Annotated in this window: 15 protein-coding genes and 2 pseudogenes; 10 read left to right on the top strand and 7 right to left on the bottom strand. The window is 62.1% G+C overall.

Features of this window, described 5'->3' with window-relative positions:
• Positions 1–3: 3 nt before the first annotated feature.
• Positions 4–729, bottom strand: a complete 726-nt coding sequence (locus DYST_RS09845; protein WP_239952095.1) for an ABC transporter ATP-binding protein — start codon at positions 727–729, stop codon at positions 4–6.
• 19 nt (positions 730–748) lie between these two features.
• Here DYST_RS09845 and DYST_RS09840 point away from each other — a divergent pair.
• The 3 genes and pseudogenes from DYST_RS09840 to DYST_RS09830 all read left to right on the top strand — a co-directional run bounded on the left by DYST_RS09840 (position 749) and on the right by DYST_RS09830 (position 3,223).
• A pseudogene (locus DYST_RS09840) lies at positions 749–1,367 on the top strand (arylesterase).
• 122 nt (positions 1,368–1,489) lie between these two features.
• Positions 1,490–2,221 (top strand): response regulator transcription factor, encoded by a 732-nt coding sequence (locus tag DYST_RS09835; RefSeq protein ID WP_102302134.1) that lies wholly within the window; start codon positions 1,490–1,492, stop codon positions 2,219–2,221.
• Positions 2,222–2,305: 84 nt separating this feature from the next.
• A complete protein-coding gene (locus tag DYST_RS09830) occupies positions 2,306–3,223 on the top strand; it encodes a sensor histidine kinase (RefSeq protein ID WP_239951611.1) in 918 nt (305 codons plus the stop codon).
• A 51-nt stretch (positions 3,224–3,274) separates the two neighbouring features.
• Here DYST_RS09830 and DYST_RS23995 read toward each other — a convergent pair whose 3' ends face one another.
• Positions 3,275–4,633: a 3-oxoacid CoA-transferase gene (locus DYST_RS23995; protein ID WP_275666954.1), complete on the bottom strand. Its 1,359-nt coding sequence runs from the start codon at positions 4,631–4,633 to the stop codon at positions 3,275–3,277.
• Positions 4,634–4,864: 231 nt separating this feature from the next.
• On the opposite strand from DYST_RS23995, the pseudogene DYST_RS09815 reads away from it, so the two are divergent.
• Positions 4,865–5,858: pseudogene (locus tag DYST_RS09815) on the top strand (isoaspartyl peptidase/L-asparaginase family protein).
• A 59-nt stretch (positions 5,859–5,917) separates the two neighbouring features.
• Here the strand turns inward: DYST_RS09815 and DYST_RS09810 are convergent.
• From DYST_RS09810 to DYST_RS09800, 3 genes are all read right to left on the bottom strand, one after another.
• Complete coding sequence (locus DYST_RS09810) at positions 5,918–6,481, bottom strand: response regulator transcription factor (protein WP_239951609.1); 564 nt, start codon at positions 6,479–6,481, stop codon at positions 5,918–5,920.
• A gap of 98 nt (positions 6,482–6,579) precedes the next feature.
• On the bottom strand, positions 6,580–7,854 hold the full coding sequence (locus DYST_RS09805) for an ATP-binding protein (RefSeq protein WP_239951607.1): 1,275 nt from the start codon (positions 7,852–7,854) through the stop codon (positions 6,580–6,582).
• A 136-nt stretch (positions 7,855–7,990) separates the two neighbouring features.
• A complete protein-coding gene (locus DYST_RS09800) occupies positions 7,991–9,532 on the bottom strand; it encodes a peptide MFS transporter (RefSeq protein WP_239951605.1) in 1,542 nt (513 codons plus the stop codon).
• A 233-nt stretch (positions 9,533–9,765) separates the two neighbouring features.
• Between DYST_RS09800 and DYST_RS09795 the strand changes: the two genes are divergently transcribed.
• The 4 genes from DYST_RS09795 to DYST_RS09780 all read left to right on the top strand — a co-directional run bounded on the left by DYST_RS09795 (position 9,766) and on the right by DYST_RS09780 (position 12,259).
• Positions 9,766–10,137 (top strand): diacylglycerol kinase, encoded by a 372-nt coding sequence (locus DYST_RS09795; protein ID WP_102302143.1) that lies wholly within the window; start codon positions 9,766–9,768, stop codon positions 10,135–10,137.
• Between the two features lie 113 nt (positions 10,138–10,250).
• The gene (locus tag DYST_RS09790) at positions 10,251–10,865 is read left to right on the top strand and encodes a LemA family protein (RefSeq protein ID WP_102302144.1); all 615 of its coding nucleotides are present in this window, start codon (positions 10,251–10,253) and stop codon (positions 10,863–10,865) included.
• Between the two features lies 1 nt (position 10,866).
• On the top strand, positions 10,867–11,754 hold the full coding sequence (locus tag DYST_RS09785) for a TPM domain-containing protein (protein WP_239951603.1): 888 nt from the start codon (positions 10,867–10,869) through the stop codon (positions 11,752–11,754).
• 1 nt (position 11,755) lies between these two features.
• Positions 11,756–12,259, top strand: coding sequence for a TPM domain-containing protein (locus DYST_RS09780; protein ID WP_239951601.1), 504 nt, complete (start codon positions 11,756–11,758; stop codon positions 12,257–12,259).
• Between the two features lie 170 nt (positions 12,260–12,429).
• Here DYST_RS09780 and DYST_RS09775 read toward each other — a convergent pair whose 3' ends face one another.
• Positions 12,430–13,116, bottom strand: coding sequence for a helix-turn-helix domain-containing protein (locus tag DYST_RS09775; protein ID WP_239951599.1), 687 nt, complete (start codon positions 13,114–13,116; stop codon positions 12,430–12,432).
• Positions 13,117–13,459: 343 nt separating this feature from the next.
• Between DYST_RS09775 and DYST_RS09770 the strand changes: the two genes are divergently transcribed.
• Both DYST_RS09770 and DYST_RS09765 read left to right on the top strand, forming a co-directional pair.
• A complete protein-coding gene (locus tag DYST_RS09770) occupies positions 13,460–14,416 on the top strand; it encodes a fimbrial protein (RefSeq protein WP_239951597.1) in 957 nt (318 codons plus the stop codon).
• Positions 14,417–14,684: 268 nt separating this feature from the next.
• On the top strand, positions 14,685–15,644 hold the full coding sequence (locus tag DYST_RS09765) for a hypothetical protein (RefSeq protein ID WP_239951595.1): 960 nt from the start codon (positions 14,685–14,687) through the stop codon (positions 15,642–15,644).
• A 154-nt stretch (positions 15,645–15,798) separates the two neighbouring features.
• On the opposite strand, the gene DYST_RS09760 is transcribed toward DYST_RS09765, so the two are convergent.
• Positions 15,799–18,684: a TonB-dependent receptor plug domain-containing protein gene (locus tag DYST_RS09760; RefSeq protein WP_239951593.1), complete on the bottom strand. Its 2,886-nt coding sequence runs from the start codon at positions 18,682–18,684 to the stop codon at positions 15,799–15,801.
• Positions 18,685–18,693 lie beyond the last annotated feature (9 nt).

Raw genomic sequence — 18,693 nt, 5'->3', positions numbered from 1 at the left:
CCATCACGGCGCCACCGCCGCGGATGCGCGTGGAGCCGTGACCACACGGCCGTTGTCCAACGTCACCTGCCGCGCGCAACGCGCGGCGAGCCGCGGATCGTGCGTGACCAGCACCAGTGTCGTGCGGTGATCATGGTTGAGCGAAAACAACAGGTCGCTCACGTGCTGTCCGGTGCGCTGGTCCAGGTTGCCAGTGGGCTCGTCCGCGAACAGCAGGCGGGGGCTGTGCACGAAGGCACGGGCGATCGCCACGCGCTGCTGTTCGCCGCCCGATAGCTGGGCCGGGTAGTGCCGGCGTCGCGGCGTCAGCTCGACGGCTTCCAGCGCTTCACGGGCACGGGCCCGTGCGTCATCGCGGCCTTCGAGTTCCAGCGGCAGCATGACGTTTTCTTCGGCGGTCAGGGCAGGCAACAGATGGAACGACTGGAACACGAAGCCGACCAAACGTCGGCGCAGGTCGGCGCGCGCCTCCTCGTCCAAGCGTTCGAGTGGGTGGCCGTCCAGGGCGATATGGCCACTGGAGGGCGTGTCCAGACCGGCAAGCAGGCCAAGCAGGGTGGTCTTGCCCGAACCCGACGCGCCGACGATGGCGAAGCTCTCGCCCTCGCGCACCTGCAGCGACACGCCACTCAGGATGTCGAGCCGCCCCTCGGGGCCCTGGACTGACTTGCTAACATCGACCGCGTCCAAGAGGACACCCTTAGAGCCGGGCTGTGGGCTCTCGGACATTGCGGAGGCATTACCACTCATGCGTCGTTTCCTTTGCTGCCTGGTCTTGCTGTGGGGTGCCGTCATCGGCGCCGCGCAGGCGACGCCGCCGAAAACCGTACTCGTGCTGGGCGATTCGCTGTCCGCCGCACACAACATTCCAGTCGAGGCCGGCTGGGTTCATCTGCTGGGGGACCGTCTCAGCCAAGATGGAGCCGGGTTGGACCGTGGTCAATGCCAGCATCAGTGGCGAAACCTCGCTGAGCGGGCGCAATCGCCTTCCTGCGTTGCTGGAGAAGAACCAGCCGGCAGTACTGGTGATCGAGTTGGGCGCCAACGATGGCCTTAGGGGCCTGCCGCTGGCCCAGCTAAAGGAGAATCTAGTGGCCATGGTCGATGCCGGACAGAAGGCTCACGCACGCGTGCTGTTGCTGGGTATCGAGCTGCCGGTCAACTACGGCCCGCAGTACCGGGACGGCCTGCGCGCCATTTATGCCGACCTGGCCAAGACGAAGAACGTGGCCCTGGTCCCGTTCCTGCTGGACGGGGTGGCGCTGAAGCCGGCGCTGATGCAGGACGATGGCCTGCACCCCGTGGCTGCCGGCGAGCCCATGGTGCTGGACAACGTATGGAAGGGCTTGGCACCGCTTTTGCGTTGAAACGCGCGAGACGTGATGATAATCACAACCGCGCGTGAATCGGGCGTCATTGTCTTCACATGGCCCTCACGATGCCGGTCGTTAGCTGTTCACCTTTGTGAAGTCAGCTTCAGGAGGTACGGATGAGCTCGCGCGACGAACAAGCAGGACTGATCCTTCTGGTCGAAGACAATCGCCAGATCGCAGAAATGGTCGGCGAATTTCTGGAGCGAAGGGGATATTCGGTCGATTACGCGGCCGATGGCGTCAGTGGTTTGCATCTGGCTGTTTCCAACAGCTACGACGTGGTCGTGCTCGACCTGATGCTGCCGGGCATGGATGGCTTGGACGTGTGCCGCAAGTTGCGGCGCGACGCCAAGAAATCTACGCCGGTACTCATGCTGACTGCGCGCGATACGCTTGAGGACAAGCTTATCGGCCTCGAGGCGGGTGCCGACGACTACTTGGTCAAGCCCTTCGAAGTACGCGAATTGGAAGCCCGCCTGCGCGCGCTGATCCGTCGCGATCGTCGCCAGGTGTCCACGGAAATCCTGACCGTAGGCGATATGACGCTCGACACAGCTACGTTGCGGTTGGTGCGCAGCGGGCAAGAGCTCACTGTGTCGCCGATCGGCCTGAAGCTGCTGGCGATCCTTATGCGCGAATCGCCCCGCGTGGTGAGTCGCCGTGACATCGAGCGCGAAATCTGGGGCGACACGCTGCCCGATTCCGATACATTGCGTTCCCACCTCTACAACCTGCGCCGCGTCATCGACAAACCGTTCGAGCGTCCGCTGCTGCATACCATCCACTCCGCCGGATATCGCCTTGCCGATCTTGAATCGGAGGTGGCCTCGGCCTCACAGCCGGCATGATCGTGTCCGCATGAGTTGATTATGGCCAGCAGGGGCAGTTCCAAGCCCGCGCGGATATTCCGCAGCGGGCGGTACCATAGGCGCATGGCGATCATCTTTGGCTTGCAGTTGCTGGCCATCGTGATCGCGTGCCTGATGGGCTTCTATGACGTCGCCCCGATGGGCGCGGTGCTCGCGCTCATTGTCATCATCAGTGTGCTGTCGTGGTTGGCCGCGCGGCGCGAATGGGGCCCTATCAGTCGTCTCGCGCAAGCGGTAAGCGCCTGGGATGAGCAATCCACCGGCCTCGACGGGTGGCGACCTGATCAGATCTCGCGCCGTACCGACGCCGACGTGGCTACGCTGGCGAGCAGCCTTTATGAGTTCGCCAACCGCATTGCCGGATACAACCAGCGCGAACGCAATTTCACCCGCGACGCGAGTCACGAACTGCGCAGCCCGCTCACCGTGATCAAGATGTCCGCCGACATGTTGGCGGACGATTCCTCGCTGGGTGAATTCGGACAGCGTTCCGTGCAACGCATCAAGCGCTCCACGCGCGAAATGGAAGCACTGGTCGAGGCCTTACTGATTCTGGCGCGTGAATCGGATAATGGGCTCACCGAGGAGGATTTCGTCGTCAACGACGTGATCCGCCACGAACTGCCCGATGTGCTGGAGATGCTGGAGGGCCGCCCGATAACGCTGGAGCTCGACGAGCCCGCGCGTTTCGCTTTGCACGGTTCGCCACGTGTTTTTGCCGTGTTGTGCTGGCAGTTGATCCGTAACGCCTGCCAGCAGGCGGAAGGAGGCACGGTGGCAATCACTGTGATGCCGGGCATGGTGACGGTGACGCACCGCTACGACGACTCACATGGCCGGGCCAACCGCCACGGTTTCGAATTGGCCATCGCTCAGCGCATCAGCGAGCGTTTCCAATGGCCGCTTGAGCTGCAAACGCACGATGGGCGTCGTCACATCGCGCGCATTCGCTTTCCGGAATCGACGCCGGTGCCTGCGTAGCGCGCCGGTGTTTGCGGCCTTCCAACAAAAGTTGGAAGGCCGCAGTGCGGTTTACTGCTTCAACGACGGGCTCACCGCGAACGCGCAGCCCGTCTTCGTCTTCACGTCGTCCAACGTTACGCCGTCCTGCAGCTCGATCAGCGTCAGGCCCTTGCCCTTCTCGACCGAGAACACGCACAGGTCGGTGATGATCAGGTCCACGCATTCCTTGCCGGTAATGGGTAGGTCGCACTGGTCCTTGATCTTGGGCGAACCGTCCTTCGCGGTGTGCTCCATCAGCACCACGACGCGCTGCACGCCACTAACCAGGTCCATCGCGCCGCCGGGGCCCTTCACCATCTTGCCCGGCACCATCCAGTTGGCGAGATCGCCGGTGCACGACACTTCCAGGCCGCCGAGGATCGACAGGTCGACGTGGCCGCCGCGGATCATCGCGAACGATTCCGCGCTGGAGAAGAAGCTCGAGCCGGGCAGGGTGGTGATGGTCTGCTTACCGGCATTGATCAGGTCGGGATCAACGTGGGCATCATCCGGGAACGGGCCAATGCCGAGCAGGCCGTTTTCCGACTGCAGCGTGACATCCATGCCCGGCGGAATGTAATTGGCGACCAGCGTGGGAATGCCGATGCCGAGGTTCACGTAGAAGCCGTCCTGCAATTCCTTGGCGGCGCGTTGCGCCATGGCCGTGCGGATCGGGCTTTCCTTGCCGGTGTTAGCGCCGGCAACGGTGCGGAACTCGATGCGCTTCTCGTACGACGGACCCTTGATGATGCGGTCGACATAGATGCCGGGCACGTGGATGCCATCCGGCTCGAGCTCGCCCACGTCCACCAGTTCTTCCACTTCGGCTACGCAGATCTTGCCGCAGGTGGCGATCATCGGGTTGAAGTTGCGCGCGGTCTTGCGGAACACCAGGTTACCCAGGCGATCACCCTTCCACGCCTTCACGATAGAGACGTCAGCGTGGATGGCTTCTTCCAGCACGTATTCCTTGCCGTTGAAGATCTTGGTTTCCTTGCCATCGGCGAGCTTGGTGCCGAATGCGGTGCGCGTGTAGAAGCCCGGGATACCCGCGCCGCCGGCGCGCAGCTTCTCGGCGAGCGTGCCCTGCGGTACCAGGTGGAGCTCCAGTTCGCCGGCCAGCACCTGACGCTCGAATTCCTTGTTCTCGCCCACGTAGGAGGCATAGACGCGCTTGACCTGGCGGGTCTTGAGCAGAGGACCCATGCCGAAGTCGTCTACGCCGGCATTGTTGCCCACGATGGTCAGGCCCTTGGTGCCGGCCGCCAGTAGCGCCGCGATCAGGTTCTCGGGGATGCCACAGAGGCCGAAGCCGCCGGCGGCGATGGTCATGTCGTCGAACAGCAGGCCGTCGAGGGCTTGCGCCGCGCTTGCATAAACCTTGTCCATTGCGATGCCTTCTTGCAGGGGAGAGCCAGCTTCCAAGGATACGACGGAATGGTGACCGCACATGCTGTACGAAGGTCGCAAGGCGGCGGAATCGCGTTCTGATGCGATCCATGCGCTTCCGGATGAGCATGAAGCAACGGCTGGCTATACTCCCCACCAACGTTGTGGGGAGTACCGTCCGTGAAGTCCAGCCGTCTTGTCGCCGCCATCGCGGCGCTGGGGATAGCGTCCATGTGTCATGCCGCTTCGCCGGTGCTGGTGATCCACGGGGGGGGCGGGCGTGATCAAACGCGACATGACCCCAGCCAAGGAAAAGGCTGTGCGCGCCGCGCTGACGCAGGCTCTGCAGAGCGGCTACGCGCAACTCAAAGCCGGCAAGACCGCGGTGGATGCGGTGTCCGCGGCCATCACCGTGCTCGAAGACGACCCGAACTTCAATGCAGGCAAGGGCTCCGTCTTTACCCACGACGGCAAGAACGAAATGGATGCGGCCATCATGGATGGCGCCACGCTGGAAGCGGGTTCCGTGGCTGGCGTGCATCGCGTGAAGAATCCTATCTTGCTGGCGCGCGCGGTCATGGAGAAATCACAACACGTGATGCTAGTGGGCGACGGTGCGGAAGAGTTCGCCAAGCAGGTAGGCATCACGCTGGTTGACCCGGCTTATTTCCGTACGGAAGAGCGCTGGCAACAGCTGCAGAAGGCGCTCAAGGAAGACGAGAACCAGGAAAAGCACTCCGACGTTGAAACCGCCAAGCACTTCGGTACCGTGGGTGCGGTAGCGCTCGATGCACAAGGGCATCTGGCGGCGGGCACGTCCACGGGCGGCATGAACGACAAGCGCTGGGGGCGCGTTGGCGACACGCCGATCATTGGTGCGGGCACGTACGCCAATTCAGGCTGCGCGGTGTCCGGCACGGGCTGGGGTGAGTACTACATTCGCACCGTGGCCGCGCATGAAATCTGCATGCGCGTGACTCAGATGCGCGTGCCGTTGCGTCGCGCAGCGGCCGAAGTGATTAATCAGGAAATTCCGTCGATGGGCGGTAATGGCGGCGCCATTGCGCTGGATGCGAACGGCACCGTGTCGATGCCGTTCAATACCGATGGTATGTATCGCGGCTGGATCGGTGCCGACGGTGTGCCGCATGTGGCGATCTACGGCGATGAGAGCGATGGCACTGCGGAGCCGTTGCCGGCTGAAGCAGAGTCGACGGGCGGCTAGCAGGGAGAGAAGCACGGAGGGTGTCACGTGCTTCGTCTATTTCCCGGCGCCCGAGCTTCTTACTCTTCGTGTTCGGGGCGTTCGCGAACGGGGTGCTTGCTGAGCTTGCGTTGCAGCGTGCGGCGATGCATGCCCAGGCGGCGGGCCGTTTCCGAGATGTTGCCATCGCATTCGGTCAGCACGCGCTGGATGTGTTCCCACTCCAGACGACGTAGTGCGAGAGGCGCTTCCGGCGCGTCGATCACGTCGTCTTCGCCGGTATTGGTATCGCCGTCGAGCAGCGCGCGAACCACGGCATCGGCATCCACTGGTTTGGCGAGATAGTCGTGCGCGCCGCGCTTGATGGCTTCGACGGCCGTGGCAATGGACGCGTAGCCGGTCAGCAGCAGCACGCGGATTTCTGGCACCAGCGCTTGTAGTTCCGGAATCAGGCGCAGCCCGTTTTCCTCACCCAGCTTCAAATCAAGCACGCAGTAGCGCGGTTGGTGGCGGCGGGTGAGTGCGCGGGCCTCGTCGGCATTGCTGGCGGTGATCACGTCGAAGCCGCGCGAGCTGAGTGCACGCGCAAGCACGCGGGCGAAAGTGGCATCGTCGTCGATGATGAGTAGTTGTTGATCGCTCATGGTGTTCTCCTCGGCGTTCTGCCGATGTGGGCATTTTCGCCGCTGCGACAACGCATGCCCATGTGGCCATGCGCCACTGTGGCTATCCGCCGCAGGGATTATGGCGCAGCAATCACGGCCAGCGGCAATCTCAGGCGCATTTGTGCGCCGTGCCCGGTGTTGAGTGCGATCAATTCGCCTTCCAGGCGTTCGGCCGTGGCCTCAGCCAGCGCCAGTCCGATGCCCAGTCCTGTTTGCTTATGCGAGCGGCCTAGTTCCGACAGTTCGCCGGTAGGGTCGGCAAAGCCGGGGCCGTGGTCGGCCACGATCAGTTCCAGCCAGCCGCCATCACGACGCACGGTGAGTGCTACCGCCTGCGAGTGATTGAGGGCGGAGGCGTCGGCCGCGTTGTTCAGCAGGTTGAGTAGCGCGTGACGTAGGCCTGGCGGCGTGCGCAGTACAGTGCGTGCGGCTTCCTGGTCGAGCGCAAGCGCAAGATCTGCTTCTGGCCGTAGCAATTGAAACCGTTCCAGGCAGCCGTGGATGAATTTATCGACGGTGAGCTGTTCCGGTTCCTGCGATAGCTGCGCTTTGCCGAAGGCGACCATCTCGCGAAGGATGGTGCGGCAGCGATCGACCTGTCCTTCCAGCAGCTCAAGGTCTTCAGCCAGCGCGGTGTCGCCCGCGTGCTCGCGGCGAAGCTCGGGCAGCAGCGTACGCATGGTGGCCAGCGGCGTGTTCAGTTCATGGGCGGCACCCGCCGCCTGCGTGGCAATGGCCAGGATGCCCTCGTCGCGCAGTGCGCGTTCGCGCACGCGTTGCATCTCCAACTGCTGCAGGCGCACGGCACGTGCAAGGCGATTGATGAAGAAGCCCAGCAGCACGGCCATGATCACGAAGTTCACGCCCATGCCGAGCACGTGCAGCGAAAAGCCGCTGGTGGAATGCATGGGCACCGGCAGCGGCACGTACCAGAACAGCAAGACCGCGTAAGCCGCGCCGACCACTGCGGCGACAGTGAACACGGCGTTGACTGTCAACGCCGCCGCACTTAGCGCAATAGGAATCAGCAGCAGCGTGATAAACGGATTGCTAGCACCACCGGTGAAGTGCAGCAGGTAGCCCAGCACCAGCGTGTCGACACCGACATGGAGAATGGTTTCCCACTGGCGGATGGGCCACGGCTGGGTGAGGCGCCATGCAGCAAACACCGCGAAGACCGCGAGCAAGCCAATGCCGACCATCAGCGGCAGCAGTGGGATATCCATGCGCATCCACAACGCACAGACAAGCACGGCGGTGCTCTGCCCGGCGATGGCGCAGATGCGCAGCCAGGCGAGGCTGCGGAAGAGGGTGCGGGGTCCGATGCGTTGCTGGGTGCTGGGGCGCTTCATGGCCGCGATACTAGCCGGTTTGCGCTGGCCTCCCCGGAATGGGGCAGGGCGGTGCGTCACTATGCGCAGGCCCTGGATGGGCAGGCCTTGGTCCCCAAAAGAACTCGCCCCGACGAGCGGGGCGAGTAGGTGTCGATCAGACTTCTTCGCTATGCACAGCCGGCAGCGGCGTGTGCGCTTCGGAGTGGCTGCGCGAGAGCTTGCTCATCAGCGGAAGCATCACCACGGCGACCACCGTGCAGGCAATGCCCACGAAGCCGAGCTTGTTGAATAGGCCGACGTAGATGTTCAGCGACTCGACCGGGCTGCTGATGTTCTCAGGCATGGCGGCGAGGTTGGCGACCACGCTGCCCAGGTACTGAGAGATGCCGACGGCCACGTAGTACGCACCCATCATGAAGCCGCCCATGCGGGCCGGCACGTAGCGAGCGATCATCGCCAGCCCCAGACCACTCACCAGCAGCTCGCCCAGCGAGTACAGGCCGTAGCCCCAGATCATGGTCCACGAGGACACCTGGCCGTCGACTGCGCTCATCGCGCCGAAGCCATACATGAAGAAACCTAGTGCGACTGCGGCGAAACCGAAGGCGAACTTGGTGGCCACCGACGGATCTTTGCCCGCGCGGCCTAGCGTGTTGTAGATCGCTACCAGCACAGGGCTGAGGAGCACGATCCAGATGGCGTTGAGGTTCTGGTACTGCTCTGGGATCCAGGTGATGTGGAACTGGGTGAAGCCCAGGTTGAAGTCCTGCATCAGGTTGACGTTCTTCTGCGCGAACAGGTTCAGCGAGGTCGCCATCTGCGCATAGAAAATGAAGAAGAAGATTGTTTGCACGGTAAGAACCAGCGCGGCGATCAGGCCGGCGCGCTCACTCTGCTCTGCGTTGCGGATCAGGTGCACGAAGATGCCCAGGATCACGACGCCGGCCAGGTATACGCAGATCTTTGCGGCCAGCAGGCTCTGCAGGATGAACGCGGCCACGGCGACGATCACCAGCGACGCAGCGACAAGCGCCAGCACGCGCTTGCCCTGCAGCGGCTGTTCGTCCGCAGGCGAGCCAATGTGCGCCAGCGTGCGATGCATCAGTGAGTAGTTGATCAGGCCGAGCACAAGGCCCACGGCGCACGCACCAAACGCGGTGTGCCAACCCATGGCGTCGCCATAATGCGTGCCGACGTAGTCGCGAATCCACGGCGTGGCCGTCATTGAGACCATCGAGCCGACGTTCACCGCCATGTAGTAGATGGTGAAGGCGCTATCGATGCGTACGTCGTCGCCCTCGTAGATTTTGCGTACGAGGTTGCCGGCGTTGGGCTTGAAGAAGCCGTTGCCAACAATGATCACACCGAGCGAAAGGTAGGTGAGCGTCGGGTTGTTGGAGGGAATCCACAGCATCGCGTAGCCCAGCGTCAGCACGACGGCGCCGGTGACCATGGTGCGGCGCGTGCCGATCAGTTTGTCGCCGACCCAGCCGCCGATGGCGGGGGTGGCATAGATCAGCGCGGCGGCCGCGCCCCACACGAGGTTTGCTTTGCTGTCGGCGAAGCCGAGCTTCTTCATCATGTAGGTGACCATGAGCACCTGCATGCCGTAGAAGCCGAAGCGCTCCCACATCTCGATCAGGAACACGGTGCTGAACGAGCGGGTCTGTGAGACCGGTGGATTCTGGATTGCCATTCAATTGTCCGTACTGCGGTTCATACAACGGCCACGCGGGGTGACCGGCTCGCTTGACCGGGAATTTGGTCACAAAGTGGCCAAGCGTAACCGATTCGTCATTCAGGTAACGTTGCGCTGCCGCATGCAGAAAGCTGCGATCTGCCCGCCATGGGGCGGATATGGCAAAATTCCGGTCTTATGCACGCCATGGGCGGACGCGGCCGTGCCGCAATCTCACAGAGGACGACACCATGGCCGCCAGCGGTTTTCGCGGACCCCGGCAAATCTGGAACGCTTTCAAGTGGTCCATGAAAGGGCTGCAGGCCGGCTGGCGCCACGAGGCGTCGTTCCGGTTGGAAGTCTGCATTGCCGTGATCCTGGTACCGCTGGGCCTGTGGCTCGGCAACGGCCCGTTGGAGAAGATTGCCCTGGTGCTGCCTCCTGTGCTGGTGCTATCCGCTGAATTGCTCAATTCGGCGGTGGAGGCCGTGGTCGACAAGGTCAGCCCGGAGTTCCACGAGCTGGCCGGTCGCGCCAAGGATATGGGCTCAGCCGCGGTGTTCCTGCTGCTGGCCATGACCGCCCTGACCTGGGGGCTCATCCTCTGGCCCCACTGGTTCTGATTGGTTCGTCGAGACGTCGTTTGCCTTTGCCGGCCGGACCTTTGAGAGCGCGCAAGATTGCGTCGTTCACGACGGAATGCTGCAATGGTGCTCCACTGGATTGGAGCGCCACCATGAAACTTCTTCGTGTCCTTGTATTGCTGCTGGTCGCCGTCGGTCTGTCGGGTTGCGGATATAACGCCATCCAGCGCCAGGACGAGGCGGTGAAGGCAGCCTGGTCCGAGGTGCTCAACCAATACCAGCGCCGCGCCGATCTCGTGCCCAATCTGGTCAATACGGTGAAGGGCTATGCCCAGCACGAGGAACGTGTGCTCACCGAGGTGACCAATGCACGCGCCAGGGTGGGCAGCACGCAGCTGTCGACCGCCGATCTGAACGACCCGGAGAAGCTCAAGCAATTCCAGGCCGCGCAGGGTGAGCTGTCTAGCGCGTTGTCGCGCCTGATGGTGGTCAGCGAGAACTACCCGCAGCTGAAGGCCGACGGCCTGTTCCAGAACCTGCAAGCGCAGTTGGAAGGCACCGAAAACCGCATCACTGTGGCGCGCAACCGCTACGTGAAAGAGGTGCAGGAATACAACTCGATGATCCGCACCTTCCCGAACAACCTCACCGCGAAGATGTTCGGCTACCAGGTGAAGCCGAATTTCTCGGTGGAGAACGAGAAGGCCATTTCCACGGCGCCGACGGTCGACTTCGGCAGCCCTGCGCCTGCAGCCTCGGCGCACTGAGATGATTAGGCGCGTAACGCGCCTGCTGCTCGTGCTGGCGGTGGCTCTGCTGCCGCTGGCACAGTTGCATGCCGATGAAGCCGTTCCCTCCCTCACGCGTCATGTCACGGACCTCACGGGCACGCTGACGCCGCAGCAGGTCGACCAGCTCGACGCACAGCTGGTGTCGCTGGAGAAGACCAAGGGCGCACAGTTGGTCGTGTTGATGGTGCCGACCACGCAGCCGCAGGAGATCGAGGAGTATTCGCTGGCCGTTGCGGAGGCGAACAAGATCGGTCGTAAGGGTACGGACGATGGCCTGCTACTGCTCGTGGCGAAGAATGATCGCCGCGTGCGCATCGAGGTAGGTTACGGCCTGGAAGGCGCCGTGCCGGATGCGGCGACAGCACGCATCATCCGCGAGTACATCGCGCCGAAATTCCGTACCAACGATTACTTCGGCGGCATCAGTGACGCAGTAGGTGCGCTCACCCAGCTCGTCAACGGTGAAGCGTTGCCGCCGCCGGTGGAGAGTAGCAACCGCGAACATCGACGAGGCATCGACTTCGGGCATGTGCTGCTGTTCGGCGTCTTCATCGCCATCTTCCTGCGCAGCATCTTCGGGCGTACCACGGTGTGGCTGCGTACACCGGTAGGGGCAGTGCTCACCGGTGCGCTGGTGTGGCTGCTCGCGGCGTCTGCAGGCGCTGGCATCTTCGGTGCGCTCATTGGTGGCGTGCTGATGCTGTTGCCGGGTGGAGGAGGGCGTTCGATCGGTGGCGGTGGTTGGGGTGGCTTTGGGGGCGGCGGCTTCGGTGGCTTCGGCGGCGGTGGCGGCGGCCTCGGTGGTGGTGGCTTCAGCGGCGGCGGTGGCAGTTTTGGCGGTGGCGGATCATCGGGGAGCTGGTGACATGTCGAATAGGCAACGCCTCTTCATGAATCTGTTCGACGGCTGGTTCCAGCTACGCCGACGTTTCCCCAAAAGCCTGCTGGACGATATGACCACGGCGATCGCCCGGGGCGAGCGCGACCACCGCGGCGAAGTTTGCTTCGCGATCGAATCGCGACTGGCACCGAGTGCGGTACTGGCGGGTTTGAGTGCGGAACATCGTGCGCGACAGGTGTTCGCGCAATTGCAAGTGTGGGATACGGAGCACAACAGCGGCGTACTGTTCTACGTGCTGATGGCGGAACATCGCGTGGTGATCATCGCCGACCGTGGCGTCGCTGTGGCAGTCACGCAGGCCGAGTGGGATGTGGTTCGCGATCACATGCTGCTTAGTTTTGCGCGCGGTAATTGGCGCAAGGGCAGCCTCGAAGGTATTGCCGAAGCCCATGCTCTGTTGGTGAAGCATTTTCCTGGTAACGACAAGGACGCACCGGACGAGCTGCCAGACAGGCCCATCTTGCTCTGAGCGCGAGCTAGTGAGCTCTCTGTGTGCTCGAGAGGGAATGGACGATGGGCACGGAAATTGGCAGAGGCCACCGCGAATGCATGCTAAAGCCGGCGGGAAGGCCCCCGGTATTGGGGCAGCATGCGCGTCGCATTTGTCCAGAAACAAGGCGATATCAAGGCACTTCTGGTTCAGCGCCGCCGATGCCGCCGGTGCTCCATCATGGTCCCGATGACGCGGCCCGGGTTGTCCGTTGAGACTCGAATGATTTCAAAATCCTCATTGAGAGGCACGAGCTCAAAAACAGGGTTATTGGCCTGATCAACGCCGCGAGGTCGATACTTCAGGAAGATGGCGCGCGTGTCGTTATCGAGCTTTGCGACGACAAAATCCCCTGGAAGCGGAGCGATGCCGGGGTCGACGATGACAATATCGCCCTGTCGAAATTCGTCCAGCATCGCCTCACCCTCAATTTCGAGAGCAAACGCGGTTTCGCTGAGACGCTCTGCCAGTCCTCCCCCAATGACCAGAGGCCGCAGGCCGTCAAGGTTTGCAGGGTCGGATATCTTGAGCCATTCGCCCGCCTGCACGTAGGAAATAACGGAGATTAGCCTGGCGTCATCCTTGACGATGTGTCGGCTTGAGGCAGGGCCGACACGCCTTGACGCGTCCCTTCCCGTCTTCAAATAGACCACGGTGACGCCCAACGCGTCCGCAGCCGCCTGAAGTGCGGCGTTCCGGATGTTTTCCGGGTCCGTCGTTCCGTCTTCCCAATATTTGATCGAAGTTCCGGAGACTCCGGCCTTCACGCCCAGGGCGCGTTGCGATAGCCCCTTGGCGGCACGGGCAGCCTTGAGTCGATCACCGAATCTTTGCATGGCAATAAGATTACTTGCCAAAGCGAAAAGTACACTTTCATGTCCGTGTTAAGTGTATTTATCATCGAGATGCTCACTTCCTTTCGACATTCTGTCGCAGGATTTTTCGGTCCCGACCGGGCTGGCCACCGCGCTCATCGGGGCGGAGGAGAAGTGGGCAAGTGCTCGGGCGCCTTCACTTGCGAAGCCATGCAACGCAAGGCCACGGGTGTGACAGTTCAACCTTGGGAGCGAAACAACCATGTTCGGGGAGTGGAATATGAGAATGACGAGTCATCCAGGCGGTCCGTCCCTTGATTCATCGGAGCCCACCACTCGCTGGGTTCCCCCACGTCGAGGCAGTGTGTTGTGGCTCCAGGGATTCCTTTTTCTTCTTGCATTGTTTGTCAGCAATGCCCTCTGGGCGACCGGGTGTAGCACCCTCAATGGCAATCCCAAGACGTTCACCCTCGTGTTGCCGGGATCCACAATCATGGTCCCGCGCGACATGCCGGTCGGCAGCACCATTGCCGTTGTCAACGGCCCCATGCTCGCGGCGGGTTCACAGACAAACTCCAGTACCTGGATTGCGCAATGCAATACACCCAACGGCACCGTCAACGGTGTCCTGACGAGCACGCCATGGCCGCAAATCAGTCCGGGACTCTATGGCACCAATGTCGCCGGCATCGGTGTTCGCATACAGCGTGGTGGTTTGACCATTCCCGGCAGCACGACCTATACGATTGCGAACTTTCCGGGTGCAACAGCAGCGCCCTATGGTTGGTACTGGTTTGCTGGACCGTCCATGGTCTACACCTTCGTAAAGACCGGACTCGTTACGGGAGGGAGCGTCAAGGCAACCGATATTCCCAATTTCAGCGAGAACTTTGATGGCACGACGACCTTCATCTACTCGGCAACGAGCGGTCAGATCACATTCTCAGCGGGCGCATGCACAACACCAGACGTGCCCGTGACGTTGAAGCCCATGCCAGTCAGCAGCTTCGCCGGCATAGGCAGTACCGGGGAGGCGACGCGATTCGTCATTGCTGTCAACGGCTGCCCGCCGGGGCTGAACTCGATTCAGTACAGCCTGAATGCAGCATCAGGGGTCAGCGTACTTGACGCCCAGTCCGGCGTCATTGGCCTTGGCAATAGCTCTTCTGCCACCGGTGTCGGGTTGCAGATCAGTGATGCCAACAACCACCCGGTCGAGCTCGGCGCCCTGGTCGCTGCGACCGGTTACAACTCTGGCTTGGGGGGGGTAACTTCAACATCCCGCTCAGCGCTTCGTACTATCGGGTTTCATCCGCAGTAACGCCGGGCACCGTGGTCTGGCCTTGATCGAACAGTCGTGGTCATTACGCATGACCATGCCCTCGCCGCTCATTTCGAAAGGCGCTTCGAGTTGATCGACGGTCAGCTACAGCCTGTATGTCCCGAGGGTGACAAGGCATTCGCGGCGGATGCTCCGGTCGACTGTGAGGCACGCGTTCAGAGTGGATCTCCTGAGATGCCCGGACGACTTGTGCAGGATGGCCTTGTGCATGCGTAGGGGCAGGTGGGGTGATACATGGCGGCGAATCATGGAGGCGATCTGGCGCGCTCAGCGCATGATAGCGATGAGTCTTGCGCGTAGATGGCATAGGCGCATCTACGCGTATCACAACTGGCTGCTTTTACGGGTTTCATTTGCCACGATCGCACGTTGGGCAAAGGTACGTTGGTTGTGCCGAAGCATCGTCGATGTACGCTGGCGTTGGAACGGTATCGTTCGATATGAAACGGGCCGGGACCTGTTTTCGCTTGATCGTGGCAAGTGGCTGGCGGCCATGTCGAGCGGCGTTCTGGAGAACCTGATCGACCGACGTATCCATCTTGGGCAGCAGAAATCGCAAGGCGTGGAGCATCTACCGGATATCGTCGCGGTCGGTGACCGGATCGCTGGTGTGGTCGCGCAGCTATGGATGGAGCAATCTGGGCGGCTGGTGATCCTTTCTCCCTTCCATTACGTATCGCAGTACGCAAATGTGCTTGCCGTGCATGAAGTGCAGCGAGCGCTTGGCGTGGTCAATGTCGCGATCGTCTCGGGCGTGCCACATGATCAGTTCGGGAGCGATGAAAAGTTGACACCGGGATTGGAGATTTTGCACACGCAGGGCGACGGCGTTCGCAATAGCCTGGGAATTCGGTTTGCGCGTTCGCTGGTACGCGACAAGATGGCGGTTCTTTTCGCCGATGCCGCACCTTATTCAATGCACAGGTATCCGATGGACACGGTGGGGGTGAGCATTTTCGGTCGCCCATCGCGTATTCACGATGGTGTTTTTCGCCTTGGCAAGCGGATGCAGGTTACGTTGCTCCCGTACTACCTGACATTCACTCGTGGAAGATTTGATGTTGTGATGTTTGAGCCTGTTCCGCTTGATGTGGATGATGCCGCCCAGCGCGTAGCCGACTGTATCGGCAGTGCGTTGTCGCACAGCTACGAGGGCAGCCTGTTTGCGGGCTATCCCACGCTCTATGGATTTGCCGCTACCCGCTAATTGGGCCGTGCTTTGGCAAAAAAAGACGTCTGTGTCGCAGCGTGTACCCATTCTGGGTTCTGCCAGCTAATCGCACGACACGGGACATTCTCGCTGCCAAGAAAAAAGGCGGGCCCGAAGGCCCGCCTTTTCGAAGTACTGCACTCTTTCGAGCTTAGAACTTCTGGTTGTACGACACGTACCAGTAACGGTCGATGTCGAACGCCGGGTTGTACGGCGAGCTGCCGGTGCCCGAGGTCGTGACCGCGTAGTAGTACGGACCCTTCTTGTTGAAGATGTTGTTCACACCGACCGAGAACGTACCCTTCCACGGAGCCGTGTAGCGGATCTGCGCGTCGTTGAACGCCACCGAACCCTTCTGGCTCACGCCGTAACCACCCAGGCCCGGGGTCGTGTAGTTCGGCATGTTGCACTCCACCGTAGCGGTGTAGCACTTGTCCTTCAGGCCCGAGTAGTAACGGACCGTCCAGCTTGCGCCGAACTCGCGGTAATCCCAATCCAACTGCAGGTTGGAACGCAGGCGGTACATGCCGTCTTCACCGAAGAGGCTGGTGTTGCTGGTCATGTAGCCGACGTGGTTGATCGGCGTGGCGCCCGGGCCGCTGGCCGTTTCGTACTTCGTCAGGTAGGTGCTGTCCGAAGCGATGCGGAAGCGACCGAACGAGGTTTCCGGCAGACGGTAGTGGATACCGACGTCGTAGCCTTCGGTCTTCAGCGTGCCGAGGTTGGTCAGGCTTTCGTTGAGGTTGTTGATCGAACCGGCCACCAGGTTGGAGGTCGGGACCGGGGTGCGCGTGAAGCGGTTGCAGTACGACGAATCGTTCTGCACATAGCACAGGTTGGCGATGTCGTTGGCATCGACGCCGGTGATGATGTTCTTCACGTAGATGTTGTAGTAATCAACCGAGAAGTCCAGGCCTTCGACCTGATGCGGGCTGTAGACCAGGCCCAGCGTACGGGTGATCGAGGTTTCCGGCTGCAGGTTCGGGTTCGAACCGGACAGGAAGGCCGTCGGCGTCTGACCGCCAGCCGAGCTGGTGATCTGGGCGCCGGTCTGGTCGATCTGGCGGTAGCCAGCCGGCACGCCAGCGGCGGCGCAACGCTGAGCCACGGCGGAGTTGCTGGCGGCAGCGCCGAACTTGGAATCACACGGATCGAGGAAGGTCTCGAAGCTCTGACCGGTGCCACCGTACAGATCGCTGATGGTCGGCGCACGGAAGCCCTGAGCCCAGGTACCACGGACCAGCAGGTCCGCGAACGGACGCCAGCGGAAGCTGTACTTGTTGTTCGTGGTGCTGCCGAAGTTGCTGTAGTGCGAGTAGCGGCTGGCGACGTTCAGGCCCAGCTCCTGTGCACCCGGCAGGTCACGCAACAGCGGCACGTCGAGCTCGGCGTACGCTTCGTTGGTGTTGTATGCGCCGGAGGTCGGGGCGCTGGCGAGGTTGGACGTCAGGCCGGCAGCGTCGTTAGCGTCCGGGCGGAAGTCGCCCTTCTCACCGCGATGCTCCACGCCCACAGCCAGGCTCACCGTGCCAGCCGGCAGGTCGAACAGACCACCGGAGACGTTAGCGCTCCAGTCGGAGGTGTAGCTGGCCTGGCGATCGGTGCCCACGTAGTTCACGTAGTTCAGCACCGACTGCGGGGTGCCGCCCGGACCGGCGAGGATGTTCCACGGCACGCAACCGGCGGCGCGATCGGCGGCGCTGGCGCAAGCCACCTGGCCGTTGATCATGGTCGTCGGGCCCAGAGCCGCGCGTGCATTCGGCAGGTAGATATTGCCGGCGGTGCGCATGCGGATGTGGTTGGCGTCGTAGGTGAAGCCCGCGTCCCAGCTCCAATCGTGATTCAGGAACTGGAAGTAGCCATCGACGCCCAGGTCGATGTGCGCCAGCTTGGACTGCGTGTCCGTGACGCGGGGCATTTCCACCGTGCGGCGGAAGAATTCGGCGTCCTCACCCGGGAACGGGTTGTAGGCGTTCTGACCGCTGATCAGGATCGGCGTGGCAGCCGAACCCGACTGGAACGGGTAGCCGGAGAGCTGGCTGGACGTGTCACGGGTGCTGTAGCTGGCAGCGCCATGCAGCGTGATGTTGTCGGTCAGCTTGTAGCGATCCTGCAGGTACAGGTTCTTCAGCTTGGTGCCGGCGCGGAAGGTCATATCCCGCTGCGTGTTGTACTTGTCGGCCGTGCTGGTGGGATCGTACAGGTGGTAGTTCGACAGGTCGCCGGTGGCGGTCGAACCGTGGTTGATCACGTACTGGTCACCGGTAGTCGGATCGACCACGCGACCGTACTGGCCCAGACCCAGACCAGCGGTCGGGTGACGCGGACCCTGGGCGTAGGAGGTCTCAGGACGCTCCTTGTTCCACATCGGGTCGACGTTCTGGTAGGAGGCGCCGACGATGATCGAGTTCTTCTCGGTGCTGTGGCCCCAAGTGAAATCGTAGTTCTGCGTCTCGCCGTCGCCCTTGCCGTTCTGGCCGTAGTAGACGTTGGCTTCGGCGCCGTCGAACTTCTCGCGGGTGATGATGTTCACCACGCCGCCGATGGCGTCGGAACCGTAGATGGATGAGGCGCCATCCTTGAGGATGTCAATGCGCTCAATCATCGAGACCGGGATGGTCGACAGGTCGGTCAGGCCGGACAGGCTGGTGCTCCAGCGGCGACCATTGACCAGCACCAGCGTGCGCTGCGAACCGAGGTTGCGGATGTTGACGTAGCGGCCACCGACGTCAGCACCGTTGGACAGCGTGTCCTGCGGGGTGATGTCCGGCGTGCCGGCGGACGGCATGCGGGCAAGGATGTCGTTGACGTTGGTCAGACCGGTCGCCTGGATGGCGGCCTTGTCCATGGTGAAGACCGGCTGAGAGGTCTCCACGTCCACGCTACGAATGCGCGAACCGGTGACGGTGACGGTTTCCAGGCTCTTGGCTGAGGACTGATCAGCTTGGGCGGGGGCAGCATCCTGTGCGGCCACCGACCACGTCTGCAGCACCAGCGCTGCGGCGATGGCAGTAGCCAGCAGTGTCTTTTGCTTCATTGTTGGAAC

Origin of the sequence: Dyella terrae, assembly GCF_022394535.1 — a bacterium.
Lineage (GTDB): Bacteria > Pseudomonadota > Gammaproteobacteria > Xanthomonadales > Rhodanobacteraceae > Dyella.
Note: the sequence above shows the minus strand (reverse complement) of the source record. Positions and strands in the feature narration are given on the sequence as shown.

Bases quoted from the DNA above. Each gene is read 5' to 3' on its own strand.
- DYST_RS09785 (WP_239951603.1), top strand. From the start codon at position 10,867: ATGATTAGGCGCGTAACGCGCCTGCTGCTCGTGCTGGCGGTGGCTCTG.
- DYST_RS09765 (WP_239951595.1), top strand. From the start codon at position 14,685: ATGGAGGCGATCTGGCGCGCTCAGCGCATGATAGCGATGAGTCTTGCG.
- DYST_RS09760 (WP_239951593.1), bottom strand. From the start codon at position 18,684: ATGAAGCAAAAGACACTGCTGGCTACTGCCATCGCCGCAGCGCTGGTG.
- DYST_RS23995 (WP_275666954.1), bottom strand. From the start codon at position 4,633: ATGGACAAGGTTTATGCAAGCGCGGCGCAAGCCCTCGACGGCCTGCTG.
- DYST_RS09780 (WP_239951601.1), top strand. From the start codon at position 11,756: ATGTCGAATAGGCAACGCCTCTTCATGAATCTGTTCGACGGCTGGTTC.
- DYST_RS09835 (WP_102302134.1), top strand. From the start codon at position 1,490: ATGAGCTCGCGCGACGAACAAGCAGGACTGATCCTTCTGGTCGAAGAC.
- DYST_RS09800 (WP_239951605.1), bottom strand. From the start codon at position 9,532: ATGGCAATCCAGAATCCACCGGTCTCACAGACCCGCTCGTTCAGCACC.
- DYST_RS09845 (WP_239952095.1), bottom strand. From the start codon at position 729: ATGTCCGAGAGCCCACAGCCCGGCTCTAAGGGTGTCCTCTTGGACGCG.
- DYST_RS09795 (WP_102302143.1), top strand. From the start codon at position 9,766: ATGGCCGCCAGCGGTTTTCGCGGACCCCGGCAAATCTGGAACGCTTTC.
- DYST_RS09810 (WP_239951609.1), bottom strand. From the start codon at position 6,481: ATGAGCGATCAACAACTACTCATCATCGACGACGATGCCACTTTCGCC.
- DYST_RS09830 (WP_239951611.1), top strand. From the start codon at position 2,306: ATGGCGATCATCTTTGGCTTGCAGTTGCTGGCCATCGTGATCGCGTGC.
- DYST_RS09790 (WP_102302144.1), top strand. From the start codon at position 10,251: ATGAAACTTCTTCGTGTCCTTGTATTGCTGCTGGTCGCCGTCGGTCTG.
- DYST_RS09805 (WP_239951607.1), bottom strand. From the start codon at position 7,854: ATGAAGCGCCCCAGCACCCAGCAACGCATCGGACCCCGCACCCTCTTC.
- DYST_RS09775 (WP_239951599.1), bottom strand. From the start codon at position 13,116: ATGCAAAGATTCGGTGATCGACTCAAGGCTGCCCGTGCCGCCAAGGGG.